The 12,160-nt window shown below is 67.4% G+C and carries 14 protein-coding genes, 1 tRNA gene and 2 pseudogenes; 5 read left to right on the forward strand and 12 right to left on the reverse strand.

Annotation, left to right across the window (positions count from 1 at the left end; genetic code table 11):
• Positions 1 to 1,272: 1,272 nt before the first annotated feature.
• Both ACZ56U_RS07380 and dcd read right to left on the reverse strand, forming a co-directional pair.
• A complete protein-coding gene (locus ACZ56U_RS07380; protein ID WP_469083072.1) occupies positions 1,273 to 1,788 on the reverse strand; it encodes a phosphoribosyltransferase in 516 nt (171 codons plus the stop codon).
• Positions 1,785 to 2,360, reverse strand: a complete 576-nt coding sequence (dcd, locus tag ACZ56U_RS07385; protein WP_037735257.1) for a dCTP deaminase — start codon at positions 2,358 to 2,360, stop codon at positions 1,785 to 1,787. The genes ACZ56U_RS07380 and dcd overlap by 4 nt, the downstream gene beginning before the upstream one ends.
• Positions 2,361 to 2,858: 498 nt before the next feature.
• Here dcd and ACZ56U_RS07390 point away from each other — a divergent pair.
• Positions 2,859 to 2,932: transfer RNA gene (locus tag ACZ56U_RS07390), tRNA-Gly, on the forward strand.
• A 79-nt stretch (positions 2,933 to 3,011) separates the two neighbouring features.
• Here the strand turns inward: ACZ56U_RS07390 and ACZ56U_RS07395 are convergent.
• The 10 genes and pseudogenes from ACZ56U_RS07395 to ACZ56U_RS07440 form a co-directional block, all read right to left on the reverse strand.
• Positions 3,012 to 4,178 (reverse strand): tyrosine-type recombinase/integrase, encoded by a 1,167-nt coding sequence (locus tag ACZ56U_RS07395; RefSeq protein ID WP_469083073.1) that lies wholly within the window; start codon positions 4,176 to 4,178, stop codon positions 3,012 to 3,014.
• Positions 4,179 to 4,180: 2 nt separating this feature from the next.
• Positions 4,181 to 4,390: pseudogene (locus ACZ56U_RS07400) on the reverse strand (excisionase family DNA-binding protein); the annotation flags it as partial.
• Positions 4,383 to 5,684, reverse strand: coding sequence for a replication initiator (locus ACZ56U_RS07405; protein ID WP_469083402.1), 1,302 nt, complete (start codon positions 5,682 to 5,684; stop codon positions 4,383 to 4,385). The pseudogene ACZ56U_RS07400 and the gene ACZ56U_RS07405, both read right to left, overlap by 8 nt.
• A 142-nt stretch (positions 5,685 to 5,826) precedes the next feature.
• A complete protein-coding gene (locus ACZ56U_RS07410) occupies positions 5,827 to 6,072 on the reverse strand; it encodes a SpdD protein (protein WP_469083074.1) in 246 nt (81 codons plus the stop codon).
• Positions 6,073 to 6,097: 25 nt separating this feature from the next.
• On the reverse strand, positions 6,098 to 6,292 hold the full coding sequence (locus tag ACZ56U_RS07415) for a hypothetical protein (RefSeq protein ID WP_469083075.1): 195 nt from the start codon (positions 6,290 to 6,292) through the stop codon (positions 6,098 to 6,100).
• A gap of 15 nt (positions 6,293 to 6,307) precedes the next feature.
• A complete protein-coding gene (locus ACZ56U_RS07420) occupies positions 6,308 to 6,499 on the reverse strand; it encodes a mobile element transfer protein (RefSeq protein WP_469083076.1) in 192 nt (63 codons plus the stop codon).
• A gap of 12 nt (positions 6,500 to 6,511) precedes the next feature.
• Positions 6,512 to 7,117, reverse strand: a complete 606-nt coding sequence (locus ACZ56U_RS07425; RefSeq protein ID WP_469083077.1) for a DUF2637 domain-containing protein — start codon at positions 7,115 to 7,117, stop codon at positions 6,512 to 6,514.
• Positions 7,118 to 7,192: 75 nt separating this feature from the next.
• Positions 7,193 to 8,569: an FtsK/SpoIIIE domain-containing protein gene (locus ACZ56U_RS07430; RefSeq protein ID WP_469083078.1), complete on the reverse strand. Its 1,377-nt coding sequence runs from the start codon at positions 8,567 to 8,569 to the stop codon at positions 7,193 to 7,195.
• Complete coding sequence (locus ACZ56U_RS07435; protein ID WP_469083079.1) at positions 8,569 to 8,925, reverse strand: SCO3933 family regulatory protein; 357 nt, start codon at positions 8,923 to 8,925, stop codon at positions 8,569 to 8,571. Before ACZ56U_RS07435 ends, ACZ56U_RS07430 begins: the two co-directional genes overlap by 1 nt.
• A 169-nt stretch (positions 8,926 to 9,094) precedes the next feature.
• Positions 9,095 to 9,883, reverse strand: a complete 789-nt coding sequence (locus ACZ56U_RS07440; protein ID WP_469083080.1) for a GntR family transcriptional regulator — start codon at positions 9,881 to 9,883, stop codon at positions 9,095 to 9,097.
• A gap of 107 nt (positions 9,884 to 9,990) precedes the next feature.
• Between ACZ56U_RS07440 and ACZ56U_RS07445 the strand changes: the two genes are divergently transcribed.
• The 4 genes and pseudogenes from ACZ56U_RS07445 to ACZ56U_RS07460 all read left to right on the forward strand — a co-directional run.
• Positions 9,991 to 10,398, forward strand: a complete 408-nt coding sequence (locus ACZ56U_RS07445; protein ID WP_469083403.1) for an NUDIX hydrolase — start codon at positions 9,991 to 9,993, stop codon at positions 10,396 to 10,398.
• 46 nt (positions 10,399 to 10,444) lie between these two features.
• A complete protein-coding gene (locus tag ACZ56U_RS07450; protein ID WP_469083081.1) occupies positions 10,445 to 10,873 on the forward strand; it encodes an ATP-binding protein in 429 nt (142 codons plus the stop codon).
• The gene (locus ACZ56U_RS07455; RefSeq protein ID WP_469083082.1) at positions 10,867 to 11,253 is read left to right on the forward strand and encodes a hypothetical protein; all 387 of its coding nucleotides are present in this window, start codon (positions 10,867 to 10,869) and stop codon (positions 11,251 to 11,253) included. The genes ACZ56U_RS07450 and ACZ56U_RS07455 overlap by 7 nt, the downstream gene beginning before the upstream one ends.
• Positions 11,254 to 11,670: 417 nt before the next feature.
• Positions 11,671 to 12,075 (forward strand): annotated as a pseudogene (locus ACZ56U_RS07460) (restriction endonuclease); the annotation flags it as partial.
• Between the last annotated feature and the right edge of the window lie 85 nt (positions 12,076 to 12,160).

The following is a 12,160-nucleotide window of genomic DNA, read 5'->3' on the forward strand; positions in this document are numbered from 1 at the left end:
TCCTCCCAGATGCCAGCGCCCGAGGACGCGAAGTCAGGCTCAGAAAGAGGAGACAGCGGCGGTGCTTGCGATCGATGCCTTGGACATGGAACCTTCAAACGGGCGCATGAATCAGGGCACAATGTGAGAACCCGTAAACACTCACGGGTAACTCCTCATATGGAGTGCAGCCTTTTACGCCAACTGGCTGTTTCTCACATGTGGGATGCCGCTCCCGTAGACACCACTCGGGTGTGGAATGTCTGACCGGCGACCCTGGCCAGGCAAAGAAGCCGAAGCTGGGGCGTTGGCCCCCAGGCTCGAAAGGAATATGTGCGCATGGCGAGCACCACTGCCCCGTGAGGGCAGGGCCGCTGCTCGGCCTGGCTTCAGGCGGTGTCCTGATACCGGTTGCAGCGGTCTACCCATGGATCGGCGCTATCGTCGTAATTGTTCCGATCCTCCTGTTCTGTTGTGTTGTTCTGCCCGGTGTTTGGTCCGGGAAGCCAGCCCGACGCAGTGACGCCCGAGCGATGGTTGAGTTGCTCCTCGGGCGCCCCTCTCGCCAGAGGCGTCGGTGAGCGGCCCCCAGCGGTCCAGGGGGCCGCCACCCACGGGTCTAAGGGCTACCACTTCAAGTGGTAGCCCTGTCCCTTCTAGGGGCTGATCCTTACTGGCTGGGGTCAGGAACGTTCATTTCTTTGTTCATGACTATGCGGCCGGGTACCGGTAGCGACCAACCTCCGGATCCGGCGGGCCGTCCATCCCCAAGTCCTTACGCATGGCCTCCCGAAGGTGAGCGTTCTCCCTCCAGAGGTCAGCCCGAGCCCGAAAGTACGCGTCGCCTCTGACGTCAGGGTCGTCGATAAGCCCGTCTCTCATCCGAGTCAGTGCGTCACACGCCCTCACAGCAAGCTCAATGATCTCAACTGTAGCGGTGAGTGACAGGCTCTGCCGTAGCCGCCAGATACCCGAGCCGTCGAGGGCCTGATGAAGGTCACCGTAGAGGTGATCACTGGTCGAGCGAACGGGTTGCAGGACAACCGTCCGCATGTCGGAGTGCGCTTGACTCAGCGCCATGAGGAAGTCGGAGTACACGACCCTGCGCGTCTGAGATCCTTCCCTCTCCTGGTCACGACGCCAACGGATACGCTCGGCGATCAGTGCAGAACTCACACCGACCACGGCTCCTGCCAAGGTACTCACCGGGGATATCCAGTCCACCGAGGTGTGCTACCCAGATGACCAATATCGGCTAACACCACGCGCCGACCAAGACCCCCTTCAGTGTCGCTAGAGCGCTTCCTTGGACGGCATGATCGGCTCCCCCGACTTACGTACTACAGGCAACACACTCCACGGGAAGTTGATCCACTCGTCGGTTCGTTTCCAGACGTACTCGCATTTCACCAGCGACTGCGTCTTCTCGTAGATGACGGCGCTGCGGACCTCGGCGACGGTGTCGAGGCAGAAGTCCCGGACCAGTTTGAGCGTCTTGCCGGTGTCGGCGACGTCGTCGGTGATGAGGACCTTCTTGGAGGAGAAGTCGATGGCGTTGGGGACGGGGGCGAGCATGACGGGCATGTCGAGGGTGGTGCCGACGCCGGTGTAGAACTCGACGTTCACCAGGTGGATGTTCTTGCAGTCCAGGGCGTAGGCGAGGCCGCCGGCCACGAAGACCCCACCGCGTGCGATGGAGAGCACGATGTCGGGTTCGTAGCCGTCGTCGGCGATGGTCTGCGCGAGTTCACGGACCGCGGTGCCGAAGGCTTCGTAGGTGAGGTTCTCCCGCACGTCTGCCCCGCTCATACCTGGGTCCGGTGGAAGTTGAGGAAGGAACGGGAGGCGGTCGGCCCGCGCTGTCCCTGGTAACGGGAGCCGTAGCGCTCACTGCCGTAGGGGAACTCGGCCGGCGAGCTGAGCCGGAACATGCACAGCTGGCCGATCTTCATGCCGGGCCAGAGCTTGATGGGGAGCGTGGCGAGGTTCGACAGCTCCAGGGTCACGTGCCCGCTGAACCCGGGGTCGATGAACCCGGCGGTGGAGTGGGTGACGAGCCCGAGCCGGCCGAGGGAGGACTTGCCCTCCAGGCGCGAGGCCAGGTCGTCGGGGAGCGTGATGACCTCGTACGTGGAGGCGAGGACGAACTCCCCGGGGTGCAGGATGAACGGCTCGTCCCCCTCGGGCTCGACGAGCCGGGTGAGGTCCGCCTGCTCGACGGAGGGGTCGATGTGGGGGTACCGGTGGTTCTCGAACACCCGGAAGAAGCGGTCGAGCCGCACGTCAACGCTGGACGGCTGCACCATGGATTCGTCGTAGGGATCGATCCGGACCCGCCCGGCGTCGATCTCGGCCCGGATGTCCTTGTCTGAGAGAAGCACGCCCCGAGGATACGCAAGGCGCGCGGACCAACCGTCATCGGTCGGCCCGCGCGCCTCGGTACTGCTTCCTTACCGCTTCTGCAAGGTCACCGGAACGACGCTGCGAAGCCGGGCACACCGTGGACACCGGACGAGCCGTCCGGGACCGAGGCGCTCGGCCTGCTGCATCGGGAACGAAGCGGTGCTGAACACGTGCCCATCGGCACAACGGACGACAGTGCGCTCCATCAAGTTCTGGAGTCCCTTCCCCAAGAGCGCGTCCGGCTGCTGCTCGCCGGACGACAAATGCCACATTACGGGATGGAAGGAACGACTCTCCAGGCGGCACTCCGGCCCCTCCCGGACCCTGTCCCAGGCCTCCACCGTACGCCTCAACTCCGGCGCCCCGCAGCCCCGTCGCGCCCCTGAAACCCACTCAGACCCCGCGGCTTCAGCACCGGGGGTCCGGGATGAGGTAGAGTGACCAGGCGTTCGGACACCGGTCAACCGGCGTCTTACGCGGGTGTAGTTTAATGGTAGAACATCAGCTTCCCAAGCTGAGAGCGCGAGTTCGATTCTCGTCACCCGCTCCAGCAGAAACCCCCAGGTCATGGACCCGGGGGTTCTTTGTTGCCTAGACCGGTGGGCGGGGCGCGCACCATAACCGCACCATTAGCTCTCGGCGGCCTCCTCGGTGTGGTGCGCGGAGTCGTCCTTGTGGTGCTTCGCACGCTCGGCGCGGACCAGGTCGTCGAGGCCGGCGGCCACCTCGCGCTGCCGCTCCTCGTCGGAGTGCTGGTAGATCAGCGCGGCCTTCTCGGAGGACTGCCCGGCGCGAACCATCGTGTCCTTGAGCGTGGCGCCCGAGCGGGTGGACAGCGTGTGTCCGGTGTGACGAAGGTCGTAGAAACGGAAGCCCTCCGGGAGGCCGACGGCGGCGCGGGCGCGGCGCCACTTCCGGCCGAAGGATGTGCGCCGGAAGGCTGCTCCTTTCTCGCCGACGAAGACCAGGCCGTCCGGCCCCTTCTCGGCGTACCAGGCGAGGTGCCGCTTGACCTCCTTGTGCAGGAAGGCCGGGAGGACCACTGTGCGGACGCCGGCGTCCGACTTGGTCTCACCGGGGGCCCGCTGGCCGTTGGTCCGTTCCGGCTCGGCCACTCGGACACGGATCACCAGGCTGTCGGGGTCGACATCCCGGCGGCGTAGGCCCGCCAGCTCTTCGGGCCGCATCGGGCCGTAGGCGCCGAGGTAGACCATGAGCCGCCAGCGGATGCCGATCGCGTCGGCGAGTGCGTCGACCTGGGCGACGGTGGCGATACGACGTTCGGCGGCTGACTCCTTGCCCGCGCCCTTGATACGGCACGGGTTGCGGCTGATCAGGTCGTCGTCTACGGCCGTCTCCATGATGGCTTTGAGGAGGCGGTACGCCTTGGCAACGGTCGTCTTGGCTTTGGTGGTGCGGAGTCGCTCGGCCCGCCATTCGCGGACGCGGGGAGCCGTGATCTCGTCCAGGTCGAGCGTGCCGAAGGTCGGGAGGATGTAGAGCCGGAGGAGGTGCTTGTACAGGTCGTCGGTGCGGACGGCCAGTTCGCGTTCTTCGACCCACTTCTCCGCGTAGACACGGAAGTTGACCGCCCCGGCATCGGGGGCGCGCCAGTCTCCTCGGGTGAGGTCCGCCTCTACCTGGGACAGCCAGACCTCGGCGTCCTTCTTGGTCTCGAAGGTCTCGTCCGCCCGGATGCGCTCGTTGTCGGGCCCGAGGTACGACGCTGTCCAGCGACCGGACCTGTACTGCCGTACAGCTCCGAAACGGCGACGTCTCCCCTTCTTGTTCGCCATAAGGCAGCCCTCCGAAGTGCAGCACGCCGAGGCCTGATCGGCTCGACGGTCCGGGACTGGATGAACTCCTCGACCGCGCTCTCGGGGATGCGCACATGCCGGCCGACCTTCACGTACCGGATGCGCCTTTCCTCGATGAGCCTCCGAGGGAAGCGGGTGGTTGTTCCCAGCAGCTCGGCGACCTGGTCCACGGACAGGTAGCGGTCAGCCACGGGTGGGTTCTCCTTCCGTTCCGGGGGCGGGTTCGAGGGATGCGGAGAGCCAGGCTTCGGCGTCGGACAGGCCGGTTCCGGCGAAGACCCAGTGCGCTAGGACGTAGGTCGTGTTGGTTGTGGGGCCGTTGGTCGCCGTGGCTTGTGTGCGACGCCATTCGGCGCGGGCGTCGCGGAGGGCGCCGAGGGTGGTGGAGTAGCGGCGGGACTTCGTGGAGAAGTGGCCCCGGAAGCCGAGCATGTGGGCCCAGGCTCGGAGGCGGAGGTGTTCGAGGTCCTTGCGTGCGCCGAGGGTCCACGCGGTTCGGATCAGGCGGCGAGCGTGGTCGCTGATGTCGAGCTGGGCGAGTTCTGCGGCGAACTTGAGCGGCCGGTCGAGGGCGCCTGTCGCTGTTTCGGCTCCCTTGGTGGCGTACTTGGCGATGTACGCGGCGACGGCTCGTTCGGTCAGCTCCTGGCCGTCGTTGAAGTCGGCGGATCGGATGGTGCGGACGTCGAGTTGGCGGCCGAAGGTGAAGGTGTGGGTGCGTCCGTCGAGGTTCGGGCCGTCGACGCGGACCTTGGTCGCGGCGGTGCCGATGGCGTCGGTGAGCAGCTCGGCGGTGGCCCAGGCCGGAGGCGGGGTGCCTCCGCCGCCGGGGCCGTCGAGGCGTATGACCGCGTGGAAGTGGACGGCGCCTCGCTTCTGGTACTCGGCGACCTTGGCGAAGGAGACGCGGGCGTGGTCGCGGAGGCGTCGCTGGGAGAGTCCTGCGCGCTTGGCGACCTCTCGGCGGAGGTAGATCGAGAAGCGGCGCCAGAGCTGGCCAGCGTGCGCGTTCCAGAGAACAGCGGCTTCGTAGTCATAGGTGTCCGGGTCGAGTGGAGTGCCGAGTACGTCGTCGTCCTGGTCGTGGTGGACGCCGCAGCGGCAAGGGCGGCCGTCGGTACGGCGATTGTGGACGGGGCCGAAGCCGGGGGCGGTGAAGGTGGCGAAGACCCGAGGGTGAGCGGCGACGTGTTCCGGGGTGCCCTTACCTCCGCGCAGTCCGGCGGTGATCAGGTGGAAGGTGTCGCGGCGGTAGACCTCGGCGCAGGCCGGGCAGCGGGTCGTACGGCGGTTGTTGCAGCGGACGAGGAGTTGGCCGGCCGGGAGGCTGGTCGAGTCGAGGTGGTGGAGGGCGGCGCCGATCTCGCCGGTCGTGGTGTCGACGTCGTACTCGGTGCGGTGGCCGTCGAGGCGGATGGGGTGGGTGCAGCCGCCGAGGGTGGAGAGCTGGCGGAGGATACCCGGGAGCGTGCCTTGCGAGGCCAGGTTCGCGAGTTCCGGGAGTGGGGCCGGAGTGGTGCGGGTGAAGATGGCGTTTCTCCTTCTGGCTGGCTAGGTCGGGAGGAACAGGCCCCGGGGCGGCGTGATGCTTAGTCGAGCGACGCTGCCCCGGAGGTCACGTGAGGGCTCAGCGCCGGTGCTGCTCGCGGAGCAGGGAGCGCAGGACGACGGCGGCCACGGCCACGGAGATGGCCGTGACGGCGACGGCGGCGAGAAGCGCGGTGAGGACGACTCCGCCGACGACCAGGGCCGCGATCGTCTTGTGGTCGACGGAGACCGACGGGAGCGAGCGCTGTACGGGTGCCGGGTCGGCAGGTGCGTGGGTGTGTGCGGACGGCGGCGTCGGGCTGTCGGGGTACTTGGGCAGGAACACGGCGAGACTCTCCTTATCTACTCGTCTAGTCATGTGAGCCGTTTATGACGTCCACGCCGGAGCGCGTGCCGGACTCGATGGCGGGGGCCATGAAGGTGTGCGAGAGCCAGAAGCCGAAGAGGGCGATCAGTACGACGACCCAGGTACGGACGCCGAGGAACTTGACCGCTCCCCAGGCGAAGAAGCCGAGGACGACGACGAGCGGCAGGCTGACGGTCACGGGGTGCGGGTCCTTTCAGCGGACGGGGCAGCGGTGGGTGCGGGCGGCCAGTTCGGCGGCGGCGCGGCTGTCGTAATCGGAGGAGAAGCCACAGCGCGGGGCGGTGCAAGCGGCGGTGTGCTTCTCCCGACCACGACCGTCGTACGACGTGCCGACCTGGACGGGGCCGATACGGACGACCCTGCGGAAGCGGCGGTTGGCGGTCATGCGGGTCTCCCTTCAGAGGTGGGCGGCGATGGCTTCGGCCATGGGCGCGGGAACGCCGAGGCGGGCGCGGAGGGTCGGGGTGTCGATGGGGGCGCCGGTGCGGGTCTGGTGTTCGGCGGCGACCTTGCGGGCGTGGTCGATGAGGGCGGCCGGGACGCGTACGGCGGGGCGTTCGGCTGGTGGCTCGATGGCGGGCGGTGGGGTGTCGGGCTCGTCGTCCTGGCCCTCGACGTCCTCGACGTCGGGAGCCGTCTTCGGTGCGGAGTGCGCGAGGAGTGTTCCGCCGAGGAAGGCGACCGCGGGCCAGCCTGCGACGAGGATGCGCAGCCAGGCCGGGACGTCGCCGAGGTCGAGCAGGCCGGCGGTGGCGACGTTGGCACCGAGGGATGCGGCGAGTGCGATGACGAACCAGCACCAGGCCGCCGTCTTCGTAGTGCCGGAGCGCAGGCGTCGCCAGGCGGCGACGAGCAGCAGGTCGACGGAGACGGGGTAGGCCCACGCTTTCCATCCGTCCTGTCCGGCCGCCATGGCGATGTCGTGGATGTGGGCGAAGGACAGCGCGGCGGCGATGAGCGCCTGGACGAGTACCGCGTCGACGCGGGCCAGTTGGGCGCGCATGATGCGGCTCCTTTTCGGGTTCGGGCATGGGAGGGGTAGGGAGGCGGCGCAAGGCGGCCGACTTGTGGTGGTGGGTCAGTCCGTGACGGGGTGCGACTTGAGAACCGGGGCGGGCGTTTCGACGGGCGGTACGGGGACGTCCGGCCGGAAGGGATTGAGCGCGGGCAGGTCTGGCACCAGGTGCGCGGCCTCGCGGCAGGTCTCGGCGGCGTCACCGAGGGGGAGGTACGGGGTCCGGATGCGGGACCAGCCTCCGGAGGTGTCGCCCGCGACGGCGAGGCCGGGGCGTTCGGGAGCGATGGCGCAGGCGGCGACGACCGCTTCGGGGGCGATGTCGCCGAGGGCCATCTTGGCGGAGGCTTCGTCGTTGACGCGGTGGCAGACGCGGCCGGTCAGTTGAGCGCGGAGCATGGTGGCGCCCTTGCCGAGTTCGGCGCCGAAGCGCTGCCCGCAGATCTCCAAGTAGATGCCGGCTGCGCGGCCGAGTTGGGCGAGGCGGATGAGGTGGGTGACCATCTCGTCTCGCCGTTCCTCGTCCTTCCTGGTGGCGGTGAGGAAGAGTTCGGCGACCTCGTCGACGAACAGGACGACGGGGACGGGGCGTTCGTGCTCGGGCAGGCCCCAGATGTCGGAGGTGATCTCCTCGTCGGGGGTGTCGGGTGCGATGCCCTGTCGGGTTTTGATCAGGTCGTAGCGGTCCTCCATTTCCTTGACCAGGACGGGCAGGAGTTCGGCGGCTTCGTCGGGGTCGGTGGCGAGGGCCGAGAGGCGTGACGCGAAGGGCGCCAGTTCGACGCCGCGCTTACAGTCGATGCCGACTAGGGCGACGGGCTGCGGGGCGAGGCCGGAGATGAGATGGCGCAGGTACATGGACTTGCCCGAGAGCGTTGCGCCGAGGGTGAGTTGGTGAGGAACGGTCCGGTAGTCCCGCACGAAGGGCGTCGCGTCTTCTCGCAGCGCGACCGGCACTCGTAAGAACCCCGCGTCGACTCGACGGGGCATCCGCACTCGCCGCAGCACGTCGTAGCCGACGAGCCGCAGTTCGACGACACCCGGCTTGACGGTGGAGACGTATACGGCGTGAACGCCCCAGGCGTGCCGCAGCCGTTCGGCCGAGGCGGCGACGTCGGCGGGTTCCTGCCCCGGCGCGAGCCTCAGACGTATACGCATGCCGGTCGTGGTCGGCCGGATGATGCCGCGACGCGGCGGTACGGGCCGTATCTCGCGGTTCGTCGTCGCCCGGACGGCGAGGACACGCAGCCGAGAGGGCGTGACCGTCAGGCCGCAGGCCTCCATGACCGAGCTGTACGAGGTGAGCAGCCGGGCGGTGGATATCGGGCCGCCGATAGCGGACCAGTACAGGGCGGGGCGCTTGGCCCGGGCGTAGGTGGCCCCACCGCCGAGTGCGGCGAGGGGACCACCCACTTCCAGGAGTGTCGTCAGGTCGGACATCAGGCTGCGACCCCGGACGCGGCCGGGAAGGCGGCCGGGGTGACGGCGGCGGCGCGGTAGGCGATGCCGTGGCGCTGCTGCCCGTTGAAGACGCTCTCCCACGGCCGGGCGATGAGCCCAGGCAGCGAGACCGGCGCGCCGAGAGCGAGCCCCTCGGACACTCCGCCCTCAGGGATGGTGACCTTGATCAGCGAGGACTCGCCGTCCTCGATGTAGACGACGCCGATGGTCATCAGCGGCTCACCGCTGACGGCGTCGGTGGCCCGCTCGCCGGTCTGACGGTCGCGGACCTTCGGTTCCGGGGCCTCCGTCAGCAGGATCGTCGCGGCGGAGGTCTCAACACGGATGGTGCGCAAGGAACTTCCCCTATCTACTCGTCTATACAAGAGTCATCCCGCGAACCCGATCTTCGAGCCCGCCTGGATCACCCTGACACACAACTTGCCCACTCGTCTATACGAGTATGCACGTTGGGGTGTACGAGTTCGGGAAGGCGTCCCCGCGCACCACCGCAAACCATGACGATCAGGTCGCCGGAAGCTGGTAGGAGAGGACGTAGGCGTCCGCCGCCATGACGGTGTCGCAGACTTCGACGGCACGCCCCTCGGTGTCGAAGGCGGTTCGGATCAGATGGATGACCGGCACGCCGGAGGCCAGGCGGAGCGTCTTGACCTCGGCGGGCGAGGGCATCCGGGCGCGGATCTCTTCCTCGAAGTGGTCGAGGCGGTGGCCGAGCTCTTCGAGGCGGGCGTAGATGCCGCCGGGGCCGGGGTTGGGTTCGGCGATCTGCGTGCCGCGCGCGATGTCGAGCGGGAGGTAGGAGGTGGCGAACTCGACGGGCCGCCCGTCGAGGAGATAGCGGCGCCGGCGAGCCAGCACGCGCCGCACGGAGCCGAGCCGGGTGGAGATGTCCTGACTGGCCTTCTCTTCCTTCACCTCAAGGCTGTCGACCTGGGGGTGGCTACCGGCGGCGTCGGCCTCGACGATGAACGCGGACTTGCCCTGCTCCCGGTGCCGTCGAGCGAAGCGGTCGGAGGCGAGTCGCCGAACGGGAGGTCGTGGCCGCACGAAGACGCCCTTGCCGTGCTCGGCGTGCACGAGCCCTTCCCCCTGGAGGATGGAGAAGGAGTTTCGGACCGTCATACGGGATACCCCGTAATGCTCGACCAGGTCGGCCTCCGAGGGCAGCTTGTCGCCCTCTCTGAACCGCCCACGGTCGATGGCCTCGCGTAGCTGGTCGGCGATCTGCCGGAAGACCGCACGATCGCTCGTGGGGTCGAGATCGCCGAGCAGGCCGGAAGGGAGAGAGGGCACCTGTACTCCTTTAGGTATCTAGACGAGTGGGCGAGTGTTGTTGCTACGGTGGAGAGCCTAGCCATCCGAGAGGGCCGAGGAACGTGAGCACAGAACGCCCGCACTCCGTGAGCGTGGCCGGGGTCGTCGTCGACGACCAGGGCCGGGCCCTCCTCATCCAGCGCCGCGACAACGGCAAGTGGGAACCCCCGGGCGGCGTCCTCGAACGCGAGGAAACCATCCCCGAGGCCCTGCAACGCGAAGTCCTCGAAGAGACCGGCATCAAGATCACCCTTCCGGCGACTCTGACCGGCATCTACAAGAACATGACGGGCCTGATCGTCTCGCTGGTCTTCCGCTGCGAGGCCGCCGACGGCACTCCCACCACCGGCGACGAGACCCGTGCACTGCGCTGGGCCACCCGTGAAGAAGTCTCCGACCTTGCCGACGAGGCGTACGCGATCCGCGTCCTGGACGCTTTGGATGCGACGTCCCCGCCGGCGATCCGCGCCCACGACGGCGTGAAACTCGTCTAGCCCGAACCCGCTGCACATGGCGGCCTACCAGCACGAAGGAACTTGTATGCACGAGTATACGAGTACAGTCCGGGTCTGGGGGCTCACTTGCCCAGGTTTCCCGGAAGAGGTCAGCCGGGCCCGCCGCTGGACCCGCGACATCCTGCACGGATCGCCGCTGGCGGAGGACGCCGAACTGATCGTGAGCGAACTGAGCGCGAACGCGATCCTGCACACGGCCAGCGGCGGCGAGTCCGGCCGCTTCCACCTGGCCCTCGCCGTGACCCCGCAGATCATCGCGCTGTCCGTGACGGACGACGGAGGCACCGCCACGGCTCCCAAGGTCGAGCACCAGGACGCCGAGGCCGAGCACGGCCGCGGCCTGGGCATGGTCAGCGCGATCGCTCACCGGGTCGTGGTCCACGACAGCGAAGGCGTCCGCACGGTCACCGCGGAACTCTTCACCGACGAGTGCGCGGGAGGCCACCCATGCTGACGGACGAGCCCCGGCCCGGTTTCTGGTGCGAGTGCTGGACGGAAGACCTCACAGACACGGCAGCGCAGCGGGAGCTCCGGGCATCCTTCGACGCCTACTCGGCACCTCAGGCAGACCGATGGGTCGCGGTCACACTCCGCACCATCACACCGGCGCTGGACCCGGACGCCTCCGACGAGGCATGGCATTGGCTGTACTTCGGCCGCATCAGGACCAGACGAGCACTCCTGCGGTTCGAGCCCTGCACGGTGTCAGTGACCCAAGCCGACAGCCGCATCACCTGGACGATCAGCCCAGTGCTCTTCCTACCGATCCTCCACCGCCAGGGCACCGAACTCCCAACCTGCGCATACGACTTCAAGCCCCACACGCCCGACTGAGTTACAACTTTCTCTACTGGTTCAAGGCGGCTCGCTCCGCTCCCCGCGCGCGGCCCGGCCCCCGGCCGGGCCTGCGCTCCTGTCTCCGCCCCGCTCCAGCCCGGCCGGCGCCCGTGCCGCGCTCAAAGCATGCAGCCGCCTGATGCCAGAGAAGGGGTACGTCGTGGCTGGGGCGGTCGGCTACGCGGCTTTACGGAGCCACTTTGGCGCGAGCCTCGAAGATCATGGCCCCAACGTCGTGCTTTACCGGGCAGGTCCACTACCTGCCCGACGCGCCGGAAGCTTACGGGGCCATGATCACTCGCGCCAAAGCAGCGCCACCCCAAAGCCGCTCCACCGACCTGGTCTCCCCCGATACCCTTGCAACGTACATCGCATTCATTTCGCCCATGGTGCTGAATAAGAGGTTACCGTTCAATGCTTGACTTCTCTGAGCTATCTCAAAATGGCGAAGATCTTGAACTCATGGTTCGAGAAATGGCACTCGTTTCAGGATACAGAGTGCAATGGTCTGGAAGGGGGCCCGATGGCGGAAGGGATCTAATTATTGAGGAGGCGGGCGACTCGCATTTCGGCCGAAAAATCCGAAATTGGCTAGTCTCATGCAAGCACACCGCCAGGGCTAACAGCGGTGTAGGGAGATCCGTCGGACTTGACGACGTAGGGTCGGCCGGTGGGATTGTAGACGCCGTGCAGCATCATCAAGCGGACGGTTTTCTCCTGGTGTGCACGACTCAACCGTCCAGCTCCCTCGTAAGCCGCTTGGAAGCCATCGAGCGCAATCAAAAGATACCAATTCACATTTGGGATAGCGTAGATCTAGAGAGGATGCTCACCACCCCCCGTGGGTGGCAGATAGCTCAGAGATTCATGCCTACCAGCTCCAACAAAGCCGGATGGCGAATAT

It is taken from the genome of Streptomyces sp. NPDC034103, assembly GCF_055575395.1.

Excerpts from the sequence above, each read along its gene's own strand:
- ACZ56U_RS07380 (WP_469083072.1), bottom strand. The coding sequence starts at position 1,788 with ATGAGCGGGGCAGACGTGCGGGAGAACCTCACCTACGAAGCCTTCGGC.
- ACZ56U_RS07395 (WP_469083073.1), bottom strand. The coding sequence starts at position 4,178 with ATGGCGAACAAGAAGGGGAGACGTCGCCGTTTCGGAGCTGTACGGCAG.
- ACZ56U_RS07420 (WP_469083076.1), bottom strand. The coding sequence starts at position 6,499 with ATGACCGCCAACCGCCGCTTCCGCAGGGTCGTCCGTATCGGCCCCGTC.
- ACZ56U_RS07425 (WP_469083077.1), bottom strand. The coding sequence starts at position 7,117 with ATGCGCGCCCAACTGGCCCGCGTCGACGCGGTACTCGTCCAGGCGCTC.
- ACZ56U_RS07430 (WP_469083078.1), bottom strand. The coding sequence starts at position 8,569 with ATGTCCGACCTGACGACACTCCTGGAAGTGGGTGGTCCCCTCGCCGCA.
- ACZ56U_RS07450 (WP_469083081.1), top strand. The coding sequence starts at position 10,445 with ATGCACGAGTATACGAGTACAGTCCGGGTCTGGGGGCTCACTTGCCCA.
- ACZ56U_RS07455 (WP_469083082.1), top strand. The coding sequence starts at position 10,867 with ATGCTGACGGACGAGCCCCGGCCCGGTTTCTGGTGCGAGTGCTGGACG.